Annotated in this window: 27 protein-coding genes and 2 pseudogenes; 11 read left to right on the top strand and 18 right to left on the bottom strand. The window is 69.6% G+C overall.

The genetic code is table 11. The features are described from left to right. Positions 1-113 precede the first annotated feature (113 nt). Together KIF24_RS10295 and KIF24_RS10290 are read left to right on the top strand one after the other, a co-directional pair. Positions 114-443, top strand: coding sequence for a hypothetical protein (locus KIF24_RS10295; RefSeq protein WP_221083835.1), 330 nt, complete (start codon positions 114-116; stop codon positions 441-443). Between the two features lie 231 nt (positions 444-674). Further along, on the top strand, positions 675-1,172 hold the full coding sequence (locus KIF24_RS10290) for a hypothetical protein (RefSeq protein ID WP_221083834.1): 498 nt from the start codon (positions 675-677) through the stop codon (positions 1,170-1,172). A 3-nt stretch (positions 1,173-1,175) separates the two neighbouring features. On the opposite strand, the gene KIF24_RS33860 is transcribed toward KIF24_RS10290, so the two are convergent. Next, positions 1,176-1,301, bottom strand: coding sequence for a hypothetical protein (locus KIF24_RS33860; protein WP_269440608.1), 126 nt, complete (start codon positions 1,299-1,301; stop codon positions 1,176-1,178). A gap of 282 nt (positions 1,302-1,583) precedes the next feature. Further along, on the bottom strand, positions 1,584-2,012 hold the full coding sequence (locus KIF24_RS10285) for a hypothetical protein (protein WP_221083833.1): 429 nt from the start codon (positions 2,010-2,012) through the stop codon (positions 1,584-1,586). A 47-nt stretch (positions 2,013-2,059) separates the two neighbouring features. Between KIF24_RS10285 and KIF24_RS10280 the strand changes: the two genes are divergently transcribed. Further along, positions 2,060-2,404, top strand: coding sequence for a nuclear transport factor 2 family protein (locus KIF24_RS10280; RefSeq protein WP_230416224.1), 345 nt, complete (start codon positions 2,060-2,062; stop codon positions 2,402-2,404). Between the two features lie 112 nt (positions 2,405-2,516). Here the strand turns inward: KIF24_RS10280 and KIF24_RS10275 are convergent, their stop codons facing one another. Genes KIF24_RS10275 through KIF24_RS10255 form a run of 5 tightly spaced genes read right to left on the bottom strand, consistent with a single transcriptional unit; the run spans position 2,517 to position 5,310 of the window. Continuing rightward, on the bottom strand, positions 2,517-2,912 hold the full coding sequence (locus KIF24_RS10275) for a nuclear transport factor 2 family protein (RefSeq protein WP_221083831.1): 396 nt from the start codon (positions 2,910-2,912) through the stop codon (positions 2,517-2,519). Continuing rightward, positions 2,909-3,049 (bottom strand): hypothetical protein, encoded by a 141-nt coding sequence (locus KIF24_RS10270; protein ID WP_221083830.1) that lies wholly within the window; start codon positions 3,047-3,049, stop codon positions 2,909-2,911. Before KIF24_RS10270 ends, KIF24_RS10275 begins: the two co-directional genes overlap by 4 nt. Next, positions 3,046-3,666, bottom strand: a complete 621-nt coding sequence (locus KIF24_RS10265; RefSeq protein WP_221083829.1) for a TetR/AcrR family transcriptional regulator — start codon at positions 3,664-3,666, stop codon at positions 3,046-3,048. The genes KIF24_RS10270 and KIF24_RS10265 overlap by 4 nt, the downstream gene beginning before the upstream one ends. After that, positions 3,653-4,396: a hypothetical protein gene (locus KIF24_RS10260; protein ID WP_221083828.1), complete on the bottom strand. Its 744-nt coding sequence runs from the start codon at positions 4,394-4,396 to the stop codon at positions 3,653-3,655. The genes KIF24_RS10265 and KIF24_RS10260 overlap by 14 nt, the downstream gene beginning before the upstream one ends. Continuing rightward, positions 4,393-5,310 (bottom strand): ATP-binding cassette domain-containing protein, encoded by a 918-nt coding sequence (locus KIF24_RS10255; protein WP_221083827.1) that lies wholly within the window; start codon positions 5,308-5,310, stop codon positions 4,393-4,395. Before KIF24_RS10255 ends, KIF24_RS10260 begins: the two co-directional genes overlap by 4 nt. A 184-nt stretch (positions 5,311-5,494) precedes the next feature. Between KIF24_RS10255 and KIF24_RS10250 the strand changes: the two genes are divergently transcribed. Next, positions 5,495-6,154, top strand: coding sequence for a GNAT family N-acetyltransferase (locus KIF24_RS10250; protein ID WP_221083826.1), 660 nt, complete (start codon positions 5,495-5,497; stop codon positions 6,152-6,154). A gap of 134 nt (positions 6,155-6,288) precedes the next feature. Here the strand turns inward: KIF24_RS10250 and KIF24_RS10245 are convergent, their stop codons facing one another. After that, positions 6,289-6,636, bottom strand: a complete 348-nt coding sequence (locus tag KIF24_RS10245) for a hypothetical protein (RefSeq protein ID WP_221083825.1) — start codon at positions 6,634-6,636, stop codon at positions 6,289-6,291. A 444-nt stretch (positions 6,637-7,080) separates the two neighbouring features. Here KIF24_RS10245 and KIF24_RS10240 point away from each other — a divergent pair. Continuing rightward, positions 7,081-8,285, top strand: a pseudogene (locus KIF24_RS10240) (IS110 family RNA-guided transposase). Positions 8,286-8,445: 160 nt separating this feature from the next. Here the strand turns inward: KIF24_RS10240 and KIF24_RS10235 are convergent. After that, a complete protein-coding gene (locus KIF24_RS10235; protein ID WP_221083824.1) occupies positions 8,446-8,634 on the bottom strand; it encodes a hypothetical protein in 189 nt (62 codons plus the stop codon). A 173-nt stretch (positions 8,635-8,807) separates the two neighbouring features. Between KIF24_RS10235 and KIF24_RS10230 the strand changes: the two are divergent. After that, a pseudogene (locus KIF24_RS10230) lies at positions 8,808-9,309 on the top strand (HAD domain-containing protein). Positions 9,310-9,404: 95 nt separating this feature from the next. On the opposite strand, the gene KIF24_RS10225 reads toward KIF24_RS10230, so the two are convergent. Beyond that, a complete protein-coding gene (locus tag KIF24_RS10225) occupies positions 9,405-9,752 on the bottom strand; it encodes a hypothetical protein (protein WP_230415450.1) in 348 nt (115 codons plus the stop codon). Positions 9,753-10,105: 353 nt separating this feature from the next. After that, the gene (locus KIF24_RS10220) at positions 10,106-11,626 is read right to left on the bottom strand and encodes a hypothetical protein (RefSeq protein WP_230415448.1); all 1,521 of its coding nucleotides are present in this window, start codon (positions 11,624-11,626) and stop codon (positions 10,106-10,108) included. 453 nt (positions 11,627-12,079) lie between these two features. Between KIF24_RS10220 and KIF24_RS10215 the strand changes: the two genes are divergently transcribed. After that, on the top strand, positions 12,080-12,478 hold the full coding sequence (locus KIF24_RS10215; RefSeq protein ID WP_331461357.1) for a GIY-YIG nuclease family protein: 399 nt from the start codon (positions 12,080-12,082) through the stop codon (positions 12,476-12,478). A 94-nt stretch (positions 12,479-12,572) separates the two neighbouring features. Here KIF24_RS10215 and KIF24_RS10210 read toward each other — a convergent pair whose 3' ends face one another. Both KIF24_RS10210 and KIF24_RS32510 read right to left on the bottom strand, forming a co-directional pair. Then, positions 12,573-13,706 (bottom strand): hypothetical protein, encoded by a 1,134-nt coding sequence (locus KIF24_RS10210; protein ID WP_221083823.1) that lies wholly within the window; start codon positions 13,704-13,706, stop codon positions 12,573-12,575. Between the two features lie 333 nt (positions 13,707-14,039). Further along, positions 14,040-14,594 carry a hypothetical protein gene (locus tag KIF24_RS32510; protein WP_407939910.1) on the bottom strand — a complete coding sequence of 185 codons (555 nt, stop codon included), beginning with the start codon at positions 14,592-14,594 and terminating at the stop codon, positions 14,040-14,042. A 12-nt stretch (positions 14,595-14,606) separates the two neighbouring features. Here KIF24_RS32510 and KIF24_RS34995 point away from each other — a divergent pair, with 12 nt between their 5' ends. The 3 genes from KIF24_RS34995 to KIF24_RS10190 all read left to right on the top strand — a co-directional run bounded on the left by KIF24_RS34995 (position 14,607) and on the right by KIF24_RS10190 (position 17,249). Then, the gene (locus tag KIF24_RS34995; protein ID WP_407939909.1) at positions 14,607-15,083 is read left to right on the top strand and encodes a DUF305 domain-containing protein; all 477 of its coding nucleotides are present in this window, start codon (positions 14,607-14,609) and stop codon (positions 15,081-15,083) included. Between the two features lie 94 nt (positions 15,084-15,177). After that, positions 15,178-15,903 (top strand): flavodoxin family protein, encoded by a 726-nt coding sequence (locus KIF24_RS10195; protein ID WP_221083822.1) that lies wholly within the window; start codon positions 15,178-15,180, stop codon positions 15,901-15,903. Between the two features lie 416 nt (positions 15,904-16,319). Then, the gene (locus KIF24_RS10190) at positions 16,320-17,249 is read left to right on the top strand and encodes a DUF5996 family protein (protein WP_221083821.1); all 930 of its coding nucleotides are present in this window, start codon (positions 16,320-16,322) and stop codon (positions 17,247-17,249) included. An 18-nt stretch (positions 17,250-17,267) separates the two neighbouring features. Here KIF24_RS10190 and KIF24_RS10185 read toward each other — a convergent pair whose 3' ends face one another. The 3 genes from KIF24_RS10185 to KIF24_RS10175 are packed head-to-tail and all read right to left on the bottom strand — an operon-like array spanning position 17,268 to position 20,007. Beyond that, entirely contained in the window at positions 17,268-17,429 is a 162-nt protein-coding gene (locus KIF24_RS10185; protein ID WP_221083820.1) for a helix-turn-helix domain-containing protein, read from the bottom strand. 26 nt (positions 17,430-17,455) lie between these two features. Beyond that, entirely contained in the window at positions 17,456-18,019 is a 564-nt protein-coding gene (locus KIF24_RS10180) for a hypothetical protein (protein WP_221083819.1), read from the bottom strand. Further along, positions 17,941-20,007 (bottom strand): AAA family ATPase, encoded by a 2,067-nt coding sequence (locus KIF24_RS10175; RefSeq protein WP_221083818.1) that lies wholly within the window; start codon positions 20,005-20,007, stop codon positions 17,941-17,943. The genes KIF24_RS10180 and KIF24_RS10175 overlap by 79 nt, the downstream gene beginning before the upstream one ends. Positions 20,008-20,467: 460 nt before the next feature. On the opposite strand from KIF24_RS10175, the gene KIF24_RS10170 reads away from it, so the two are divergent. Further along, on the top strand, positions 20,468-20,764 hold the full coding sequence (locus KIF24_RS10170) for a GNAT family N-acetyltransferase (RefSeq protein ID WP_331461068.1): 297 nt from the start codon (positions 20,468-20,470) through the stop codon (positions 20,762-20,764). A 72-nt stretch (positions 20,765-20,836) separates the two neighbouring features. Here KIF24_RS10170 and KIF24_RS10165 read toward each other — a convergent pair whose 3' ends face one another. After that, positions 20,837-21,193, bottom strand: coding sequence for a hypothetical protein (locus KIF24_RS10165; RefSeq protein WP_221083816.1), 357 nt, complete (start codon positions 21,191-21,193; stop codon positions 20,837-20,839). Then, positions 21,180-21,395, bottom strand: coding sequence for a hypothetical protein (locus KIF24_RS10160; RefSeq protein WP_221083815.1), 216 nt, complete (start codon positions 21,393-21,395; stop codon positions 21,180-21,182). The genes KIF24_RS10165 and KIF24_RS10160 overlap by 14 nt, the downstream gene beginning before the upstream one ends. Positions 21,396-21,437 lie beyond the last annotated feature (42 nt).

Below are 21,437 nucleotides of genomic sequence, written 5' to 3'. Positions count from 1 at the left end.
ACTCGGGCTGGGGCCACCGCGGCACAGACCGGCTCCGGAGGTGTAGACCGGACGGGCCGCGGGTAGGCGCCTGATGCGAGATCGTCCCTCCCCCGACGACGAGAAGCTCGATCATGAAACGACTCGCTGGCACGCTCGTGCTCGTCGTCCGGGCCGCCGCCAGCACCGGAGCCGGCTCAGCTCGGCGGACCGCCCACTCCACCAATGGACAACGCACCGCCGGGACAGCGAACGACGTCATGGTCACCCTCGTGACCGGCGATCGGGTCGTCATCCCTGGTGGCGACCTCGATCAGGCCCGGGTGGAACCGGCCGAGGGCCGCGACGACATCTCCTTCGACTTCTCATCGACGGAAGATCGCCTCGACGTCGTCCCCTCCGACGCGACGCCGCGGCTGGCCACCAGGTGCTGGACGGGAGGCTGTTCGACATCCGCCTGCTGATCGAGTCCGGCTACGACGACGCCAGCAGCGACACCGTGCCACTCACCACCTCCGCACCGCAGTGACCGGACACACCGACAGCCGCTGGCGCGGCGCTCAACGGTGCCGGCGCGACCCCGACCCGCGAACTTCCCGCCATCAACGGCACAGCCGCCGAGGTCGACAAGGATCGGGCGGCGCAGTTCTGGTCAGCGATGACCAGGGTGCGCCAACGACCAGGTCGGCTATGCCGTGCAGTACCCCGGCGACGTGGCGGCGACATGCAGCTACTTCGACCCCGACCCCATATCAGTCACCGAAGGCACCGAGCCGGACATGGCGATCGTCCTATGGGAAGCCGATACCAGCTACCAGACCGCGCCGTCGCGTGATGTGTTCGGCGAGGTCCGCTCCCGCGACTCGGGCGTGGTCGACGGGCGCGAGGCCGTAGCCGTCGTCGACGGAGCCACGGGAGAGGGGTTGCTCGACGAGGGCACGCTCACCTATACCTGGGTCGTCAACATCGCGGGCGGCAGTTTCATCGCCACTACCCACGACACGCCTGAGCGCGACTTCTCGCGCAACTCCAAGCTGCTCGACCAGATCATCGCCAGCCTCGCCTTCACCGCACCCCCACCGGACGACGGCGACGGCACCGATGACGGCGACGGCGGAGAACGGACTGTCGTCGTCCGTTACGAGCGGTTTGACGACAACGTCCTCGCGGTGGACGTCCGGCATGCCGAGTAATCGCTACCCAGGCAGCGCCCCCTCGGAGCCGCGCACCTGGGCGGGCTGCACCTGCCCGCGCTCGGCGCGGGTTCGAGTTGCCTCGAAGGTCAACACCTCGAAATCGAGGTTGACCTGGCGTGTTGTCATTTGGTGTGTCGTGGTCGACACACACCAATACCCAACGCGGATTGCGCCTTGTCGGCGCTATCCCGCTCGCCTGAAATTACCCTACCTTGATCGGTCCCGAGCCTCCGCCCGGAACCCATCAAGGCACGAGGGCGGCCTCGGCCACACGCGCCCCATCGAGCCGACCCCGCACACGCTCATGCCGATGAGCGGGCGTTGGGTAGAGGCGAGGACGGAAGCCACGGGCGGCGCTCGATCTGCGGCCTCCGGGCTGCTGTTGCGCGTCCGACCTTTGCTGCGGCGTCAGCTGTCAGGTCCATTTCCATCGGCCTTGCCGATGTCTGCAGGTCCCGAAGGACTCCCGATGTCTCGGACGCAGGTACGCCGCACGCTCTCACGGAAGGCCGTGCCGGCATCGCGGATGTTCATCCGGCCGGCCTGTACCTGCTGCCCGGCGGTGTGACCGAGGCTGATGATGGCCGCCACCAGCCAGGCCGCCGTCGTATCGCGGTCGAACTCGCCTGTTCGTTGCCCCCGCCGGATGAGCGAGTCGAGTCGCTCGGTGATCGGCAGATGCCGTTCGTGCTCTTTCCGTGGAGTCGCGGCGGACATGGCCGAGGTGAGCAGGATCGGGTACCGGTAGAGAAGTGTCCAGCTGACATCCACCCACCGGCACAGCGCGTCTGCAGCGGGACCGCTGTCCAGTTCCACCGCGTCGATGGCGGCCGTCACCTCGACGGTGATCCGATCGACGATGGCCCTGAGCAACGCCTCGCGTGATGCGAAGTGGGCGTAGACGGTCTGTCGGGCGACGCCCTGCCGCGGTCTTCGACCGCTACCACACGCCCGACTTCGTTCTCTACAACGACGGGATACCACTCGACCGCGAGAAGCTCCTTGCGCATGTGCGGCCTGCCCGCCAAAGGGCCGCCAGAGTGCATACCGAGGTTCATGAGACCTTGGTATCCGGTGACCGCGTGGCCGCCCGCTACACCCTGACCGCGGTCACGATCAAGGGCAATGTCATCGCCACCGAGATCTACATGTTCGGCCAGCTCGCCGGAGATGGACGGCTGCAACGCCTTGACCAACTGACCCGTCCGGTTCCGGACGCACAGGGCTGAGCCCGCCCGCCCCACCGCCGGCCACGACCGGAAGCCGCATCGTGAACCGGGCGCCGACCTCAGGAGCGGCGCCCGTCTGCAATTCGGCACCTCGGCCTTGAGGCCGTCCGTCTCAGGCCCAGAACGCGTCCACGGTTGGCTGGTCCTGGTTGTAAATCGCGATGGAGGTGATCAGCCCTTCGTCAACGGTGACGAGGTGAACGGTGTGGTTCTCAAGTGGTGGCCGGCCGGGCCGGGCAGCGCGGGAGATGCCGTAGACGGCGGCGTGCCGGTCACCGCCCATGACCTCGATGATCTGGGTCCGCACGCCGCCCGGCACGATCGCGGCGCTGGCGGCGACGAACCGGGCGAGCCCGGCCGCGCCCTCGTACCGGCCAGCGACCGGGTTCGTGCCGGGCACGGACATGGTCGCTGCGGGATGGACCAGCTTGGCGACGGTCGCCGCGTCGCCGTCGGCCAACGCGGTGTAGAGCCGCCTCGTTACGTCGCGCGGTTCGGTCGAGGTCATTTCGGCGGAAGCACGCCGGCGACGTGCAGGGTCAGGCCTACGGCAACGAGGACGATCACCGCGACCACGATGAGCGTGGTACGCAGGCGGGTCGTCCGGCCGTGGGGCCGGTAGGGCGTGCGGTCGTCGGGGGTCATGATTCCTCCGGGGGTCGGGCCGCGATGGCTGCGGCGACGGCGTCGAGCATGTGTTGGAAGTCGGGTCGGCTGGGCTTGGGCCATGCGTCGCCGGCCACCAGCAGGTTGTGCACCGTGCTGGCGATGAGGAAGCCGAAAGCGTCGGCATCGACGTGTCCGGCCACGCGGCCGGCCTCTTGCTCGGCGGTGAGATACCGGGTGAGGACCCTCGGGAACGCCGCTGGCCCGAACCCGGCGTGGTCGGCGCTCGCGGCGACCGACTGCATGAGCGCCTCGTCGTTGAGCAGTTCCCGGGCCAGTGCGACCGCAGGCGAGTCGAGAACGGTCTCTGAGTACCACGTGAGGTTCGCGCCGACGGTCGCCGTGCCGGAGCGGGTGAGCAGCTCGTCGGATGCCTCACGCAGTCGGCCGAGCTCGGCACGGACGATCTCGCCCACCAGTTCACGGCGGTCGGCGAAGAGCTTGTAGGTGAGGCCGACCGCGCAGCCGGCCTCGGTGGCGAGCCGGCGCATCGTCAGGGCGTCGGCCCCCTCCCGGGCGATCAGCGTGCGCGCGTGGTCGACAAGGGAGGCGCGCAGCTGTTCGGTGATCTCGGCGCTGCGCCTAACCGGCGACATCGTGGCGCTCCACCTGCCGTACCCCCAGTGCCAGGGCGACGGCGATGACGCCGACGAGCACCGCGGCGGCCGGCCCCCACGACAGGAGGTCGTCGGAGGGTTGGCGGCGCAGGCTGAGTGCCGCCAGGCCGGGTAGCCACCGAAAGATGCGCGGGGCGGCCGCGAAGAGCGCCGGCTCGACCAGGACGGTCCAGGCGAGGGTCACCACGATGGCCGGAACCTGCCGGCGGGCGATTGCGCCGACGGCAACGCCGAGGATGCCGAAAAGGATGGCCACGACCACGCAGCCGGCGAGGGTGAGCCAGACCGAGGAGCGTCCGAAGGGCAGCCCGATCCCTTTTGAGTCGTACCAGGCGGCGGCCGTCGCGGTGGCGGCGGCCGCGGCAGCCAGGCCGTAGACCGCGCCGACAGCCATGTAGACGACGGTTTTGACGCCGACCACCCGCCACCGGCGCGGGGTGGTGAGGAACGCCTGGCTCGCCTGCCCGAAACGCCACTCGCCGGCCATGCCGATGATGCCGGCGACGATGACCAGGATCGAACCGCCCGCAGCGCCGTGCAACGCGCCGCGCACCTGCTCGTCCGCGAGTAGGTCGACCGGCTTGCCGTCGACGGCGATCAGCGGTGCGAGCGTGCCGAGGATCCCGACGGCGACCGTGGCCAACAGCAGCCACCACGTCACGGGGGTGGCCGTCACCTTGCGCAGTTCCGCGCGGAGCAGTCGGCTCATGCCGGCACCTGCGTGTCCGCGAGTGAGCCGGCCAGCCGGAAGTAGACATCTTCGAAGCTGCTGGTTCGCTCAGTCAGCCAGTGCACCGGGCCGGCGCCCGCCGCCGCCGCCAACTCGCCGGCCTCGCGGGCCGACATGCCGTGGATCACCAAGAGGTCGCTGTCGAGGTCGGCCCGCAGGTCCCGGGCGGTCACCGCCCGCAGCATCGCCGCCACATCCGCGCAACGCATCTCCACCACCCGGGTACCGTCGAGGAGCTGATCGAGCTGCTTGTCCGCGACCAGCCGTCCCCGGTCGATGATCACGACCCGGTTGACGACCTCGGCGAGCTCCGCCAGCAGGTGGCTGGAGATCAGCAGCGCTCGCCCGTCGGCGGCGAGCCGGCGCAGTAGGTCCCGCATCCACAGGATTCCCGGCGGATCGAGCCCGTTAGCCGGTTCGTCAAGGACGAGGACACCCGGGTCGCCAAGCAGCGCCCCGGCGATCGCCAGCCGCTGCAGCATGCCCATCGAGAAACCGCCGACACGTCGCCCGGCGTGCTCCGTCAGCTCGACCAGATCGAGGACCTCGTCTACCCGCCGTTGAGCCAGGCCGGACGACGTGGCCAGCACGCTCAGGTGCAGCTTCGCCGAGTGGCCGGGGTGAGCGCCCGGGCCGTCGACCACCGCGCCCACCTGCCGCCGCGGGTTCGCCAGCTCCCGGTAGGGCCGGCCGTCGATGAGCGCCATCCCACTCGTCGGCCCGACCAGGCCGAGCAGCATCCGCATCGTCGTCGTCTTGCCCGCGCCGTTGGCCCCGACGAATCCGGCGATCGTACCGGCCGTCACCTCGAACGAGACGTCGTCCACGACCGTCCGTCCGTTGTACCTCTTCGTCAGCGACCGGCAAACGATCGCCTCTCGTTGTGAACGCATGTTCACGACCCTACCGTGAACATGCGTTCACAACAATCCCCTTCCTTTGCACGGACAGGCGTTGCTGACCTCGCCCTTCGCCACGTCCGTGACTTTCACAGAGGGAACATCCGGATCCGCCGCCGACCGTGCGTGCCCGGCCGTAGCCGGCGCGCGGCGATCGCTGATTGGCGATGATGGAGCTATGCCACTCCTCGTCGACCCTGCCTTGCCCGCTGGTTCCCTCCGGACCACCGGACAGCCCCGTCTTGGCATCGATGAGCACATGGTCCTACGGCCGTGGTGCACCGCCGACGCCGCGACTGTGCGGGCCGCGTTCGCCTGTCCCGATATACAACGGTGGCATGTGCGCCGAATGGACAGCGACGACGAAGCGCACGGCTGGATCGCGCACTGGGCCGGGCGGTGGGCGAACGAATCAGACGCCAGTTGGGCCATCGTCCGTAGCACGGATGATCAAGTCGTCGGTCAGGTTGGTCTTCGGACGATCATGTTGTCGGAAGCGTCAGCGCAACTTTCGTACTGGGTCCTGCCCGCTGCTCGCGGGAGAGGTCTTGCCGTGCGCGCGGTCCACACGCTGACATCGTGGGCGTTTGGCACGCTGCGGATGAACCGGCTCTTCCTGGTCCACTCGATCGCCAACTCGACGTCATGCCGGGTCGCGCGCAAGGCCGCGTTCGACATCGAGGGCACCCTACGCGGTTACCTGCGACACGCCGACGGGTGGCACGACGTCCACATACACGCGCGGCTGCGAACTGACGCCGGCCCCCCTCCAGAGCCCGCTGGGGCGCATAGTCGATCGGCGACAGAAGCGGTTCTGCACGGCGGAAAAGAACCGTAGCGTGGCGCTCATTTGCCGCTGACCGTTCGTCACTTTCCGTGGCGATCATGAGTGTCGCTGGCCACTCAGAGATGCCGACGAGCGGTTGCGCCGTTTCCGTCGCGGGTCCGGCTTTGGTGAGGACCCAGTGCTCGTCAGGGGCGGAGCCAGAAGACATCCCCAAGGATCGCGTTTCCAACGCGCTTGTCGGTGAGCCAGGTAAAGCCCTTGCATCCGAAGGGGGTGCCGGATCGGTAGAACAACACCACGGCGGGAACGAGTGTCACGCAGCCGACCGCCCAGGCCCCGATGAAGACCGGTTGCGGCAGCGTGGGCCCAATCTGCAGTATGGAGACGATGCCCCAGACAACCACCGGAAGCCCTACAAGGTTGGCCACGCGGGTTAACCAGACGGCGTTTCGGTATGTCGCGCTCTGCCGGATGCCTCGCAGCGCCCCATCCTCGATCGGCAGCATCCAGGCATCGTAGAGCGAGCGCGCCACGCCGAATCCTCTGCCGCACAGGGCGATCGGTCTTACCTACGGCCTCTCGCACCTGGACTGGATGATCTTCAACCCAGCCGACGCCTCGGCGCGATGACCGCGCCTGTGCGGCGTACGGCGAACCGCTTGCTTGATCGAGGCCCTGCATGCGGTGACGTGCGGCCCGCGATAGGGCGCGGCCGACCGTGAGGACCGGTCGGGCCGCCCGTTACCTTTTTGATCGTCCCCAGCCGGGGACTGCTCGGTCGCTCGGTCCGGTATGACTTACTGCCCCTGTCGCATGCATGATCCGGGGGGTGTTGTCGCCGGGCCGGGTGGCGTCGGCGGACCGCTGATAGGGACCCGACCACCCTTCGTGGGTAGGTCTCTCCGTAACGTGGCTGCCGGCAGTCCGACGCTCTGACCAGCGGCCGAGCCCATGTTGGACATCGTGGGAGACGAGACGTGACCAACGAGTACGGCGTGTTCCTCGGCCTGGACGTCGGCAAGAGCGACCATCACGCGGTCGCGTTGAATTCGGCGGGTAAGCGGCTGCACGACGCCGCGTTGCCGAACACCGAGGCCGGACTGCGGAAACTGTTCGACAAACTCGGCAGGCACGGCCGGATTCTGGCGGTGGTGGACCAGCCCGCCTCGATCGGGGCCCTGCCCGTCGCGGTCGCCCGGGCCTGCGGACACCAGATCGCCTACCTGCCCGGCCTGGTCATGCGCCGGCTCGCCGACCTGCACCCCGGCACCGCGAAGACCGACGCGCGCGACGCCTACGTGATCGCCGACGCCGCCCGGACGCTGCCGCACACACTGCGTCGCGTCGACGCCGGCGACGACACCCTCGCCGAGCTGGAGATGCTGGTCGGCTACGACGACGACCTCGCCGGTGAGGTCACCCGCGTCGCCAACCGCATCCACGGCCTGCTCACCCAGATCCACCCGCCTCTCGAACGCGTGCTGGGCCCAAAGTCCAGCACCAAGCCGTCCTGGAGCTGCTGTCGCGGTGCGGCGGCCCGACCGGGCTACGCAAGGCCGGCCGGTCGAAACTCGCCGAGATCGTCACGCCGCGTGCGCCACGGATGGGCACCCGCCTCGTCGAGCAGATCTTCACCGCCCTGGACGCCCAAACCGTCGTCGTCCCGGGCACCACCGCCGCCGAAACGATCCTGCCCAGACTCGCCGACAGCCTCCGTGACCTGATGAAACAGCGTGACCAGATCGCCGTCCAGGTCGAGGAGATGCTCGATGCACACCCTCTTGCCGAGGTCCTGATCTCGATGCCCGGCGTCGGGATCAGGACCGCAGCCCGGATCCTGCTCGAAGTCGGCGACGTCACCTCGTTCCCCACCTCCGGTCACCTGGCCGCCTACGCCGGACTCGCGCCGGTCACCCGCCGCTCCGGCACCAGCATCCGCGGCGAGCACCCACCCAAGGGCGGCAACAAGCACCTGAAACGCGCGTTCTTCCTGTCCGCGTTCGCCGCGCTTTCCGACCCGCTGAGCCGGGCCTACTACGACCGGAAGCGCGCCGAGGGCAAGAGACACAACGCCGCGCTCATCTGCCTCGCCCGCCGCCGCGTCGACGTCCTACACGCCATGCTCCGCACCCGCACCCCCTATCAACACAAACCGGCAGAAAAACTCGCCCTCATCGCTTGACAAAGACCATAGGGACACCCCCCGGGTCGCCGGCCGGCGCGGCACCGAGTCGCCCAGCCGCCCGACCCGCGAACGTTGTCCGCGTTGCCGGCAGCTCTAAGCGGCGATTGACCGCACACGCCCATGGCCGCAACGAGCGCGGCGGCCTGATGTACGGCCGTTACCGCTTCTGCGCTCGGTACTTCCGGAGCAGCGCCGTGATCTTGGCGCAGTCACGGGCGCCGTTCAGCTCGTTGAACAACTCCTCTGGGCAGAGCTCATAAAGGTCGCCCCACCACCGGCAGACCCGGTTGTCCCAGATCCGGTAGCCGCCGTCAACGCCCCTCGCCACATACCGTCGCCTCGCCATCGGCGGCAAAGTAGCAACGTCGTCAGCCGACTGCATGCGGTTTGCGGCTGTCCAGTTCGGCACGCTCATCTCTCGCGTCCGGCGTTAGGTTCGGTACGGGTCGCTGACGGAAACAGTCGCTGACCGCCGTTGAGCGGTACGGTTCGGCGGTGTCTGCCAGCGACAGACGACCGTTGGTCTTTATCGACATCGACGGCGTGCTCATCCCGTTCCGGGCCCGGCCAGCCCGTGCCGGCCGTCAGCGCAGCGGCAGCGTGGGAGACGGTCTCGACTGTTACGGCAATCCTCTGCTGGATCGTCTCGAACCCGACGACGGTCGCCGGCTGCTCGCCCTGCCGGGTGAACTGGTCTGGGCGAGTACGTGGATGGCCGAGGCGAACGAGGTAGTGGCACCTTGGCTCGGCCTACCCGCTCTGCCTGTGGTCCGACTGGATCGACGGTGACGAGGACCCACCGTACGGCGTGCACTGGAAGACCACCTCGTTGGTGAGGTGGGCGGCAGGGCGCCCGTTTGTCTGGCTCGACGACGAGATCAGCGACACCGACCGGCGATGGGTCGCCGCACACTATCCACACCCGGCGCTGCTGCACCGCGTCGATCCGCATCTGGGACTGGCCGACATCGACCTCACGGCAGCGCGGCAGTGGCTCGACCACCGAGAAACGGCAGCGTGATCCGCTGCACGGTCCACCGCGGGACCGGCTCGTCCGCTATGCCGCCGTTCGTGCGCGTTGGCTGGTCGTCGCTTCTGAGCGTCGGTGATCGGCGCTCAACGCCCCACCGGGGTGCCACTGCCTCTACGGCTCGGCCACTCATAACCACCGCACGTCGTCAGCCTTATAATAAGAGTCAAACTCCTCAGGCCACCGCGTGTCTCGGTGCCGTACCTCAAGGTGATGCCGACCTGCCCACAGTCGACATGTTGCACATCCGCGACGATCCAGATCTCGATCGGCAGTGGTGTAGCGATGGTGAGCTCGTCAGTCGTAAGCACGGGCACTTTTTCGACGATCCGATGCGCCTGCCCGTTGGCATCCACGACGTCTACCTCAAGCCAACCGGGGAATTCATCGCTGGCCCAGTCAAGAGCGGTCGCGCGCACGATCACGTCCGTCACATAGACAGCGTAAGCCTGGGCGAAGACTGTCAAAGCAGCCGCTCGGAGGCGACCGGATTTGCCGCGAGTCAAGTGCGGTCTACGCCGTGTGACTACTTCCCTGGGTTTCCGGCGCAGCCGGCGGCCTGCCGCGCGTGGAGCGATATCCGATCCGGCACGGCACGGCACCTGGTAGGCGAACAGCCGGCAAAGTCCATCGTGGTTCAACGTTCGGCGGGTTCGTGGGACCGGGTGGTGAGCTGCCTCGTACGCGTTCGGCTGGACCACCGGCTCGGACCCGCACGTCCTGGCGTCACGCTGCCGCGATCGGATACCGGGGTCGGTCACTGACCATTGTGAGGCGGGGAGCGCACTCATGCATCGGGGCGGCTGTGTGCCAGCCAGGTGGTGAGCATCCGGCTGGTGTCCTCGCCGAGTGCCGCCGCCGCTCGTGCCGCCAACGCGGCGAGCTCGGCGTGCTGCGCGGCGGTGACCGACAGCTCGGGTGGTGGAGTGCGGCGCCAGGTGGTTCGTGCGCCGTCGCGGGCGAGGCGGGACACGTCGGCCTTGCCACGTTCGGCCAGGCGTGGGTTCGGGTCGAGGGTGAGCATCAGGGCAGCACGCAACTCGACGTCGACGCCGCGGCCACGCAGGAGGCGATAGCCGGCCCGACGCAACTCCACCCGGCCATCCGCCAGCAACTCCCACGGCAAGCCCGGAGGCAGGGCACCGGTCAAGGGCCGCAGCGCGGTGGTCACCTCCCGGACCACCGCCGGCGACGGATCCCGCAGCAGCGGAAGCACCTCCTGCGCGACAACTGCATCGAGCAGGCGCAGGCCCCGTACCGCCTGGGCACGGACCTTGGCCTGGGGGTGGCTCAGCAGCGGCCGCAGCAGCGGGGTATCCGCTGCCGAGCCGGTCTCGGCAAGCCCAACGATCGCACCCAGCGCCGGCTCTCCGACGCAGACCGTAGTCCGGTAGTGCTCCCGGGCGTCGATGCCGACCCGGCGGGCCGCGTCCCGCGCCACCGCCCGGACCAGCGGCGCGTCATCATCCAGGTACGCGGCAACGTCACCGTCCTGACCGACCCGGACCAGCCCGGTCAACGCCACCACCCGCACCTCAGCACGAACCGACCGGGCCAGGCGACGCAGAACACCGGGCCGGCGGGTCCAGACCGCCTCACGGCAGGCCGCTTCGGCCGCCCGGACCCGAATCCCCACATCCAAGTCAGTCTCGGCGCAGGTCACGTAGTCGGCCAAACGCAGCCAGCCCTGAGCCACGACAGTGTCGAACACGAACCGCCGCTGCCTGTGGCCACCTGATCCCAGCAGCCCGCACCACACCTGTGCTGGCGCCGACATCAACGCCGCCCGTATCTGGGTGACGGCGAAGCCACCTCGCCGCCGCGCGTCGAGGCGCAACGCCATCGGCAGCACCGCCGGCAGGTAGCGACCCGGATCGTCGGCGAGCAACAACGCCAGCCCGGCCCGCGCCCGATCCCGTACCGGCCTGACCCAATCACCGGCACGCAGCACCAGGAACGGCATCACCTCCGGGCACGGCCGAGCGACCATCGCCGCGACCGCGCGTTCCCGGATCCGCCCGTCACGATGCATGCTCGCCAGCGCCACCGCGACAGGCCCCGACGTCGCGACCGAGAAACGCGCCCCCACCCGCCGCGATGCGGGCTCCCGGTCCGGGCCGTACCAGGGTGCCTGCCGCGCGTGCCCGTCCAGCCAGGCCACCAACCCCGCAACGCCGGCCACCAGCGTCAACGCCGACCGCGCCACCACCTCGTCGCTGGCAGCATCGACCTCGAGCAACACCTCGACCAGATGGTCCAACGCCTCCCACCTGCCCGCGCCGGCAACGTCGTCGACCGCGACCCGCACCGCCGCGAGCGCACCGCCCTCCCCACCGCCGACGGCTGAACCCCGCTGCCCCGTCTCCCCCAGATCACCCCGTCATCCTGCCCGAGCCAACACACCCGATCGACCTCGATTCGGCCCAGTCGTCGACCCCGCAGACGGCTTCGCTCCTCCACCCGCAGCGCCCGGCTACCACATCGGCCAGCTCGACGCGTCACTTTGAGAAACCGAGGACGGCCGATGTGACACCGGCACTCGACTTCCCCGCTTAGCGGATGCTGCACCCTCGCCAACCGTTCAGACGAGTCCACGCCGGTCTCGCAAGCCTGCCCGACTACCAGGCCGGAACTCGTGGACAACAACTTCGCGCGCGCCCTACCGGGGGCCTCGACGTGGGTGAGGCGGCGGTCGCGGTGCCGGTGTTGCGCAGGGCGGTCGATCGGATGACGAACGCCCTGATGTTCATGGGCAGTTCCTCTGGCGTGCTCGGTAACGACCTGGCGCACCTGTTGGAGGTCGACCAGCCTACGGGGACGGATCCTGCGCAACCATCTGAGGCGTTCGGGCAGCTCGACTCTGCGCCGTACCCTGGCCGGGCTTGCTGTGGCCGAGGGATACCGGACGACCTGGACCGACCGTGTCGTCCTGGTCCCCGAGGACGAGGCGCGGCTCACCACATGGATGCACACGCACCTGCGCGTGACCTGGGCGGAGGACCCGGAACCGGCGACCATCGAGGCCGAACTCATCCGGCGTGTGCACCCGCCGCTCAACGTAGACGGCGTCGACCCCGAGCACATCCAGGCGGCCGTTGTCGGCGCCAAGAACTCGTACAACGCCAGCAGCCGCCCGGCCGAACCTCCCCGAATACCGTAACTGGTCACCCGACCTGCGGACGGGTGCGGTTTCGCTTCATGCCGCCGACCGCGCGTTGCGCCGTGTGTCGGTGACCAGGGTCGGCCGGAACCCGTCAGGTGGTCTGATGGCCGTCCGTGCCGGCGGGACGCAGTCGTGCACACGCTTGCTCCGCGGCTTGTTCGAGGCGTTCGGTGGCGTCGCGGGACAGCGAGCGCTCGGCCGCGGTCCAGCAGACCCACGCGCGGGCGACATCCGGCAGGATCCTGCTCACGTCCGCATCGTCGACGGCGTCCGGGGCCAGGTCCGGCAGGCCCACGGCAGCCGCGACCTGACGCGGGCCGAGACGCAGTGGATGACAGGCGGCCCGGTCGGTGAACTGCGCGACGAGCAGATCGACAGCCCGGCTCGTCATATCGCCAGCGGGCAGCTTGGAGGCGGCGGCGGACGCGAGGAACGCCCGCTTCATGAGCTCGACCTCCACGCTGTCGGGCAGCGGCTCAGGCGGCGCGGCGACGGCGCTCAATGCCCGGGCGCGCGCCAGGGTCAGCGCCCGCATTTTCCGGTACGCCACTGGCACCGGCTTCGGCTGGTACTCCCGATCCTCGAGCACCTCGTCCGAGGTGGCGACCGCGTCCACGAACAGCCGCCGGGCGTACGCCGGGTCGAGCGGCTCGGTGACCAGACCATCAAGCCCGTCCGCGCGGCGCAGGACGTCCCGCAACACCTCCACATCCGTGCCGAGCGTCAGCTCCCGAAACAGCCCACCGCCGATCGCCAGGTCGATCAACGCCAGGATGCCGTGTTCATCCGCCCCGCCGTAGGAGAACGCACACAACACGAACGCGGTCTCGTCGAACAGGTCGTGCGCCCACCAGCAGCCCTCCATCCGTACCCGGCCGATCCTCGACGCCCAGGACGGATCCGGAACTCCCTGCCGGACGAGCCGCTCAGCGTGCAACCGGGCCAGCTCACGCTGCGTGTCGACCGGGCTCATCGCCTGGAACGCCCGCAGCGCCGCCACCGCCGTCGGCGTCTCCCGCCGACCCAACTCGTGGATGACCAGGGCATCCTCCCGCGCCGCGACGGCCAGCGACGGCCCGAAGCCCTCCGCGCCCTGATGGGCGAGCAACTGCGTCATCCCCTGCTCGATGCGCCACGGCGAACCACCAGCCATGATCGAGAAGTTCCACTCCACGAAATCCGCGCCGGCAACGGCACGATCGACGCCCTGACCGCTGTCACCCATCCCCGAATTGTCGCAGCCGATCCGCCACCGGACGACGCCGCACACCTCATCCGCACGGATCCGCCTGTCGAGCTGGTCGCCGGGCGTGGCGACGCTGCCCGACGCCCAACGTCCTGGGCAACGGCACCTGCGACCAGTTGATGGCCGAGCCAAGGTAGAAGCTCGGGTACGCGGGCTGGTTGCCGGCGCCGCCTGACAGCCGGGGAGCCACCGTGAAGGTCGCGTCGCTCCTGGCCTACCCGATGAACCAGGCCTACCCGGCCACCCACCCGGTCCACGTGCCGAAGCTGCGACAGGTGCTGCGGTACCCGGTCAACGGTGACCCGTCGCGGGCTACACGATGCACGGCGACTTCTTCAACGCCTGGCCGGTCGAGGAGCTGTCGCGGCGGATCCGCGACTGCATCCGCCCGGTCATCAAGTGCGGGCACGACGGACGGCCGATCTGAGCCGGACACGTCCGCATCCGACGGCGGGCCCGATCACGCGGGCCCGCCGTCGGTGGACGGGCAGGAGGCCAGATGCGGGCATCCGTCGCCGCACCGTCCACTCTGCTCATCGCGGTGTTGCTCGCCGCCGGCTGCTCCGCTGGGTCACCGCAGGTCGCCGGCCCGTCGCCGGCATCCGCACCGTCGCCGGTCGCGCCGACGAGCGAGGCGGTACCGCCCCAGGGTTCCTCCGGACCGTTCAGTGCCACCGACATCGCCTGGCTCCAGTTGACGGTGGCGATGGCGCAACGGCTGCCGCCGGTACTCGACCTGGTGCCGACCCGGACCACCGACCCGGCCTGGCGGCGACTGGCCGCCCGGGTCGAGGCCACCCACCGCGCCGACCTGGCCCGGTCCCGCCGGCTGCTGGCCGTTGCCGGCGCGCCGGCAACCAACCCCACGAAGGCCACGACATGCCGGGAATGGTCACCGAAGGCGAGCCGGCCACGCTGCGGTCGGCCACCGGGGAAACCTTCCACCGGCTGTTCGCCAAGCACCTGCGTGCGCACCTGTCCCAGTCGGTCCGGGTCGCCGCCGCGGCGAGCCGGTCCGGGATCCACCCGGCGACCACCACGCTGGCCGCGGCCGTGGTGCGGGGCGGCACCACCGAACTCGCGTGGCTTGACCGACTCGAACAGGTACACCGGCTGCGCGCCGTCCAGCGACGCAGGCCAGGTGTCGGGATGTTCGAAGTCTCCCTGGACCGTCTCGGCACTGTCCGGCAGCCGGCCTGTGATTCGGTGCGATCGCCGGCGGCGCGAGTGCCGGCGGGCATCGGTCGCGCTACCCCGAGCACGACCGACCGATTGACCGGCCGATCCGGCGCAGGCCGCTGCGTCCGACACTCGCTACACGGACCCACCGGATGCGCCGCTGCGCTCGGGAGGTAGCCGGATCCTTCGTCTGGACCGATTGACGTCGAGATGTGAGGACCTTTGAGCCGCCCGACGGGCCGACGGCACGACCGATGGCAGGAAGGACCCCATGACCGCGACGGTGATCGAGAAGCCCGACTTCACCGGGCTGCGCGCGATGTACATCAACTGCACCCTCAACCGTTCCCCCGGCCGTAGCCACACCCAGGGGGTGATCGACCGCAGTGTGGCGATCATGGAGGCGAACGGGGTCAGCGTGGACCAGATTCGCGCCGTCGACCACGATATCGCCACCGGCGTCCGACCCGATATGACCGAGTACGGGTGGGACACCGACGAATGGCCCGCGCTGCTGCCCCGGGTGCTGGCAGCCGACATCCTGGTCATCGCCGGACCGATCTGGCTCGGCGACAACAGTTCGGTGACCCGTCGGGTGATCGAGCGGCTCTACGGCTACTCCGGTGTACTCAACGAGCAGGGCCAGTACGCCTACTATGGGCGGGTCGGTGGCTGCCTGCTCACCGGCAACGAGGACGGCCTGAAGCACTGTGCGATGAGCATCCTGTACAGCTTGCAGCACATCGGCTTTACTGTCCCGCCGCAGGCCGATGCGGGTTGGCTCGGTGAGGTCGGCCCCGGCCCGTCCTACCTCGATGAGGGTTCCGGCGGGCCGGAGAACGACTTCACCAACCGCAATACCGCGTTCATGACCTACAACCTGCTCCACCTCGCGTCGATGATCCGTCGTGCCGGCGGGTTTCCGGCCTACGGCAACCAGCGCACTGCCTGGGACGCAGGAGTTCATCCGGACGCCGCCAACCCCGAGTACCGCTGACGCGACGGCCGGCGCGGTCGTTCTGCTCGACCTGCCGCGCTAGCTTGATCGTCAACCTGCACCGCCTGTATCGACCCTGGTTGAGCGTGGCCGGATCAACGACAGGACGCGACCATCACTGCGGACGACGAGTCGGGGTCCGGGTCGAGATCGACGGCGCGCCCCACGGCCTGCTCTGGACCCACGCGGATGAGGTCAACGCCACCCTGAAGGGATTCCCGGCCACGTAGCATCGCCGGAACCCGACCGATTGACCGGCCGATCCGGCGCAGGCCGCAGCGTCCGACACTCGTTAGGTGGAACCCACCGGGCACGCCGGCGCTCGGGGTGTGCTCGACGGGCGCGGCCGGCCACACCGAGGACCCGGCCACGACGACCGTCACCCTCTCGTGACAGCGCCAAGGATGTGAGTAGCGATGACAAGTCCGGCAACGATGAGCTGGCCGAGCCTGCGGGTCTCGGACTGGACCGCGACCCGCGACACCCTGCACATGTGGACCCAGATCGTGGGCAAGATCCGGATGGCGCACGCTCCGCTGCTCAACCACTGGTGGCAGGTGACCCTGTACGTGAGCCCGCGCGGGTTGACCACGTCCGCCATCCCGTACGGCACGGGAGCCTTCGAGATCGAGTTCGACTTCATCGGCCATCGGCTCGACGTTCGCAGCAGCAGCGGCGGCGTGCGGAGCCTCCCGCTCCGGCCGATGCCGGTCGCCGAGTTCTACTCGCGGGTGATGGCCATGCTCGACGAGCTTGGGATCGAGGCACCGATCCGGCCGCGGCCCAACGAGGTCGACCCGGCGATCCCGTTCGCCGAGGACCACCACCACGCCTCGTACGAGGGTGAGGCGGCCGCACTGTTCTGGCGACAGCTGTTGCAGGCGAACCGGGTGATCGGCGAGTTCCGGTCGCACTTTGTGGGCAAGGTCAGCCCGGTGCACTTCTTCTGGGGCGGGATGGACCTCGCCTGCACCCGCTTCTCCGGCCGGTCGGCCCCACCGCACCCCGGGGGTGTGCCCAACTGCGGGGACTGGGTCATGGTCGAGGGCTACTCCCGGGAACTTTCCAGCTGCGGGTTCTGGCCTGGCGGCGGCGAGGAAGGTGCCTTCTACTCGTACGCCTATCCCGAACCCGACGGGTTCGCCGAGCAGCAGGTCAGCCCCGAAGGCGCGTATTTCAGTACCGAGTTCCAGCAGTTCCTGCTGCCGTACGAGGCCGCCCGCGCCGCACCGGACCCGGACCGCGCGGTCGCCGAGTTCCTCCGCACCACCTACGAGGCCGCCGCGGACCGGGGGAACTGGGACCGCTCCGCGCTGGAGGACAACCCGTTTCGCTGGGCCCGGTAAACGTTTCTGGCCACCGCACTAGCTGAGCCGCAGGTCTCCATCGAAGTCGATCCTGGCCAGCTCGGTACGGGAGGTGATGCCCAGCTTGGGGTAGACGCTGGCCAGGTGGTGTCCGACCGTGCGTGGGCTGATCAACAGCTGCGCCGCGATCTCCCGGTTGGTCAACCGGTCCGCGGCCAACTGCGCGACCCGGAGCTCCTGGGCGGTCAGCCCGGCTGCGGTCGGAGGATCGGCCAGGCGGGGGCGGCCCGCCGGCCGGCCAGAGCATGCTCGCGCAGCGCCCGCATCCGCAGTGGGTCCGCGCCCAGCCGTTCGAAGGTCTCGGCGGCTGCGGCGAGCTGTGTACCGGCGTCGGCCCGGCGGCGTGCCCGCCGCAGCCACTCCCCGTACAGCAGCCGGGTGCGGGCGTACTCGAACGGATGCGACCCCGCCCCCGCGACGTCCAGGGCGGCTCGGAACGAGGCCTCGGCCGTCGATCCACCCTCGACGAGGGCCCGGAGACGGTGGCCGGCCGTGCGGGCCCAGGTCGCACCCGTACGCTGCGCCCACTCCTGCACCATGGCGACCTGAACCTCGGCGACGTCGCTGCTGCCGACCTGCACCGCCGCTTCGACGGTGTCGACGGCGGCAAGCAGCGCGAAGGTGGCGTGGGATGCCTCGTGGCCGGGCTCGACGAGGCACAGCAGGTCGCTCAGCGCCTCCTGAGGACGACCGTCGAAGAGTGCCGCACGTCCACGAATCCAGTACGCCGATGCGCTGAGCGCTCGCACCCCACGCGGAACCGAGACCCGCAGGGTCCGGCTGGTGTGCTCGTCGACGGCGCGGTACTCGCCGCGGGCGGCAGCCAGTGTGCCGAGGCAGCTGCGGCTCTGCGTGGCGAGGTGATCCGCCCCGACCTCCTCGGCCAGCCGCAGGCCTCGGCCGCCGCCACCTCGGCGGCGCCCCACCGGCCCGCAGCGGTGTCGAGGATCGCGATCTGGGCCAGCACCAGGGCCAACGCGCTGAGCTCGTGTCGACGCCGCAGCTGTGCGGCCTGCACGCGCAGCACGTCGAGCAGTCGAGCGTCAACGCCCCAGGCCTGAGCCAACGGTACGGGCGGGAGTAACTCCCACGCGACCGTACCGAGCCGACCGACGGCGTCGCTGGTCAGGTCCGGGGTCGGCGGGGGGAACTCGCCGGTCAGGTCGTAGCAGGACCACCAGTTTCGCAGCACGGGCATCAGCCCCGATACCGCGGAGTCACCGGCGGTGTCCACGGCACGCAGCCGTTGTAGCGCATCCTGTTGGAGGTCGGCGCGACCAGCCGACCAGGCGGCGCGGACCGCGACCGTGCCCAGCTCCACCGCGCGTCGGGTCTCGGGAACCACGGCCATGTCGCATGCCAGGTAATGGTGGGCACGCTCGGGCATGCCGTACGCGAACTCGAGGATCCCGCGCAGCCCGCCGCTCAGCCGGACGATGGGATGCACACCGCCCAGGCGTTCAGCGTCTTCGAGCACCTGCCGCGCCGTGTTGGCCTGGCCGGCGTGCCATGCAGCGCGGGCGGCCGCGGCCAGCCGGCGTGCGGCGTCCGCCGGCTTCGGCGACAGCTCGGCGGCCCGACACAGCGTGCGAGCCGCCATCGAACCCGCACTGCGTCGCAGACACTCCTCGGCGGCGTGTTGCAGCAGTGTGGCGACGTCCTCGTCCGGCCCGTCGGCGGCGGCCGCCAGGTGCCAAGCCCGCTCCGTGGTGGCGTCCCGCGGCAGGGCCGTAGCCAGCGCCCGATGCACGGCTTGCCGTTCCGCGAAGGGGGAACCGTCGTAGACGGCTGCCGGGATCAGTGGGTGCCGGAACTCCAGGCGGGCACCCGAGGCACGAAGCAGACCCGAGCGCAGTGCCTCGTCCCAGGTGGACGTGTCGACGCCCCAGCCGGCCCCCGCACGGTGCACGACGTGCCGGTCGCCCCGGCCCTCGGCGGCGGCCAGCAGCAGTAACGCCCGGGTCGACGGTTTCAGGGCCTCGACCCGTGCGCAGAATGCCCGCCGCAACCGTGGCCCCACCCGGTTCCCGGACGGCGGGACCGTCGCCTCGCCGTCGGTCTGGGGATCGAGGGCGGGCAACTCGTGCAGCGCCAACGGGTTGCCCCCCGCCGCCCGCACCGTCCGATCGACCAGCGCCGCGTCGACCCCCGGCACGATGGCGGTCACGAGCTGGCGCGCGTCCTCGTCGGCCAGACCTCCGACCTCCAACGTCGGCAACCCCTCCCACGGCCCCGAGGCAGGATGCTCGTGTCCGGTCAGCAGCACCGCGACCGGCTCCGTCGCCACTCGACGGGCGACGAACCCCAGGCAATGCGCGCTCGCCTCATCGACCCACTGAGCGTCGTCCACCACGACCAGCACCGGTCGCTCCCGCGCAAGACCGGAGAGCAGCGACAGCACGGCTGCGCCGATGAGGAAGCGGTTGGCTGGGTCCCGACTCATGCCCAACGCACCCCGCAACGCCGCAGCCTGCGGGGCGGCGAGCGTCTCCAGCCGATCCAACACCGGCCACAGCAGCTCGTGCAGCGCCGCGAACGCCAGCCCTGCCTCCATCCGGGTGCCCCGACACCGCAACACCGCCGCCTCGGACGCCGCCCCGACGGCGTACTCAAGCAGAGCGGTCTTGCCGATGCCCGGCTCACCCCACAGCACGAGCCCGGAACCCGCGCGATCCGCAGCCCGATCCAGCAGCCGGTCCAGCGCGGCGGTCTCGGGGCGCCGTCCGAACAGTTCCATGTTCCCCCCGCCTGGCCGCGATGGCACAGCCGTTTCAACGTTAACGCCCGGTCTGCCCCTTCGTGAGACGACCGATCAGCCGGCCGATCCGCTTCGGCCATGTTGCCGCACACTCGATCCTGTGACCCCGCACCAGGCCGTACCGCCGAAGCGCCCGGCATGTCGGTTCGTCCGAGCACGGCCGCGTCGCGGCCAGCGGAGAGATCGGTCTGGCCGTTCGACATGACAGCCGTGCCGCTTGCGGTGGTGCACGCAGGTGGCCTGTTGGACCACGACGAGCGCGTCTCCCATGACAGCGCGGACGCGCCCGAGGCGTCAGTGACGCGGTGTCACGATCACTGGTGACGTGGTGTCACTGTCCGTGGCCGGCGAGCGCCGGATACTGGGGTGGCGACCGCACGATCGCCGCGTCACGCCCGTATCGGAGACGAGTTCTGATGGAGAACACATGGTAGTAAATGTGAAAGACGTTCCCGAAGCCAGACAGTACGAGGCGCGGGTCGAGGGAGAGTCCAAGGTTGCGGGTGTCGCGCAGTACATCCGCACCACGGAACTCATCGCGTTCGTACACACCGAGGTCTCGCCGGAGTACGAGGGCAGGGGAGTTGGGGCGGCCCTGGCCCGCGCCGGCCTCGACGAGGCCCGCGCCGCGCGCCTGCTGGTCCTGCCCACCTGCCCATTCTTCGCGGGGTGGATCGCCCGGCACCCTGAGTACCAGGACCTGGTGTACCAGTCCCGCAGCAGAGTCAGCGACTGAACGGCAGGGCACTGCAGCGATGGAGGTCGCTATGAGCAGCGGAACCGCGAAAGGCGTACGAGGGCCAGTCGATCATCGTGGCCTTGGCCGGCCGAGCGCGGCGAGGAACCCGGTGTGTACGCCTTCGCCGGTGCCCAGGCGGTCGCCCTGGATCGCCACGACGACATGACCGCCGTCCGCTACGCCATCGGGGTCGCCGCTATCTCGGTGACCCATAACGGCGCCCAGCCGTCCTAATACTGCAACGGCGGATAGCAACTTTGGGTGATTCTGGGTCGTTAGTCGATTGTGGTTGGCGTAGCGCTCGTTGAGTCGTGGGAAGACGAGCTGGGTGACTTGTTCACACGTCGGACATGGCCGGGTATCCGGATGCAGGGTCACCGCCGCAACGAGTGGCTGGCGCACCTTGTCGTGCTCAAGCAGCAGCAACGCAGCTTCCCGAATCTTTCGCATCCAGCCCGGACCGCAGCAGGTTCAACAGGCTGCGCTTCGCCTCGCGGTCGTCATCCACAGCGGACAGCGTGGCAAGCACCACCGAGACCTCGTCGAGATCGATGAGGTGTCGCACCCCGCTGCGAAACTCCGGCAGCCCCCACGCAACCTGCAGAGCCTTCACGAGATTGCGGTTCATGCGCCGTCCGCTACCCGGAAGCGACAGCCGGCGAAACCCCGC

This window comes from Micromonospora tarapacensis, assembly GCF_019697375.1.
Classification (GTDB): domain Bacteria; phylum Actinomycetota; class Actinomycetes; order Mycobacteriales; family Micromonosporaceae; genus Micromonospora; species Micromonospora tarapacensis.
Note: the sequence above shows the minus strand (reverse complement) of the source record. Positions and strands in the feature narration are given on the sequence as shown.

Excerpts from the sequence above, each read along its gene's own strand:
- KIF24_RS10295 (WP_221083835.1), top strand. The coding sequence starts at position 114 with ATGAAACGACTCGCTGGCACGCTCGTGCTCGTCGTCCGGGCCGCCGCC.
- KIF24_RS33860 (WP_269440608.1), bottom strand. The coding sequence starts at position 1,301 with ATGACAACACGCCAGGTCAACCTCGATTTCGAGGTGTTGACCTTCGAG.
- KIF24_RS10280 (WP_230416224.1), top strand. The coding sequence starts at position 2,060 with ATGCGAAGTGGGCGTAGACGGTCTGTCGGGCGACGCCCTGCCGCGGTC.
- KIF24_RS10275 (WP_221083831.1), bottom strand. The coding sequence starts at position 2,912 with ATGACCTCGACCGAACCGCGCGACGTAACGAGGCGGCTCTACACCGCG.
- KIF24_RS10270 (WP_221083830.1), bottom strand. The coding sequence starts at position 3,049 with ATGACCCCCGACGACCGCACGCCCTACCGGCCCCACGGCCGGACGACC.
- KIF24_RS10265 (WP_221083829.1), bottom strand. The coding sequence starts at position 3,666 with ATGTCGCCGGTTAGGCGCAGCGCCGAGATCACCGAACAGCTGCGCGCC.
- KIF24_RS10260 (WP_221083828.1), bottom strand. The coding sequence starts at position 4,396 with ATGAGCCGACTGCTCCGCGCGGAACTGCGCAAGGTGACGGCCACCCCC.
- KIF24_RS10255 (WP_221083827.1), bottom strand. The coding sequence starts at position 5,310 with ATGCGTTCACAACGAGAGGCGATCGTTTGCCGGTCGCTGACGAAGAGG.
- KIF24_RS10250 (WP_221083826.1), top strand. The coding sequence starts at position 5,495 with ATGCCACTCCTCGTCGACCCTGCCTTGCCCGCTGGTTCCCTCCGGACC.
- KIF24_RS10235 (WP_221083824.1), bottom strand. The coding sequence starts at position 8,634 with ATGGCGAGGCGACGGTATGTGGCGAGGGGCGTTGACGGCGGCTACCGG.
- KIF24_RS10210 (WP_221083823.1), bottom strand. The coding sequence starts at position 13,706 with ATGGGTGACAGCGGTCAGGGCGTCGATCGTGCCGTTGCCGGCGCGGAT.
- KIF24_RS34995 (WP_407939909.1), top strand. The coding sequence starts at position 14,607 with ATGCCGGGAATGGTCACCGAAGGCGAGCCGGCCACGCTGCGGTCGGCC.
- KIF24_RS10195 (WP_221083822.1), top strand. The coding sequence starts at position 15,178 with ATGACCGCGACGGTGATCGAGAAGCCCGACTTCACCGGGCTGCGCGCG.
- KIF24_RS10190 (WP_221083821.1), top strand. The coding sequence starts at position 16,320 with ATGACAAGTCCGGCAACGATGAGCTGGCCGAGCCTGCGGGTCTCGGAC.
- KIF24_RS10175 (WP_221083818.1), bottom strand. The coding sequence starts at position 20,007 with ATGGAACTGTTCGGACGGCGCCCCGAGACCGCCGCGCTGGACCGGCTG.
- KIF24_RS10160 (WP_221083815.1), bottom strand. The coding sequence starts at position 21,395 with ATGAACCGCAATCTCGTGAAGGCTCTGCAGGTTGCGTGGGGGCTGCCG.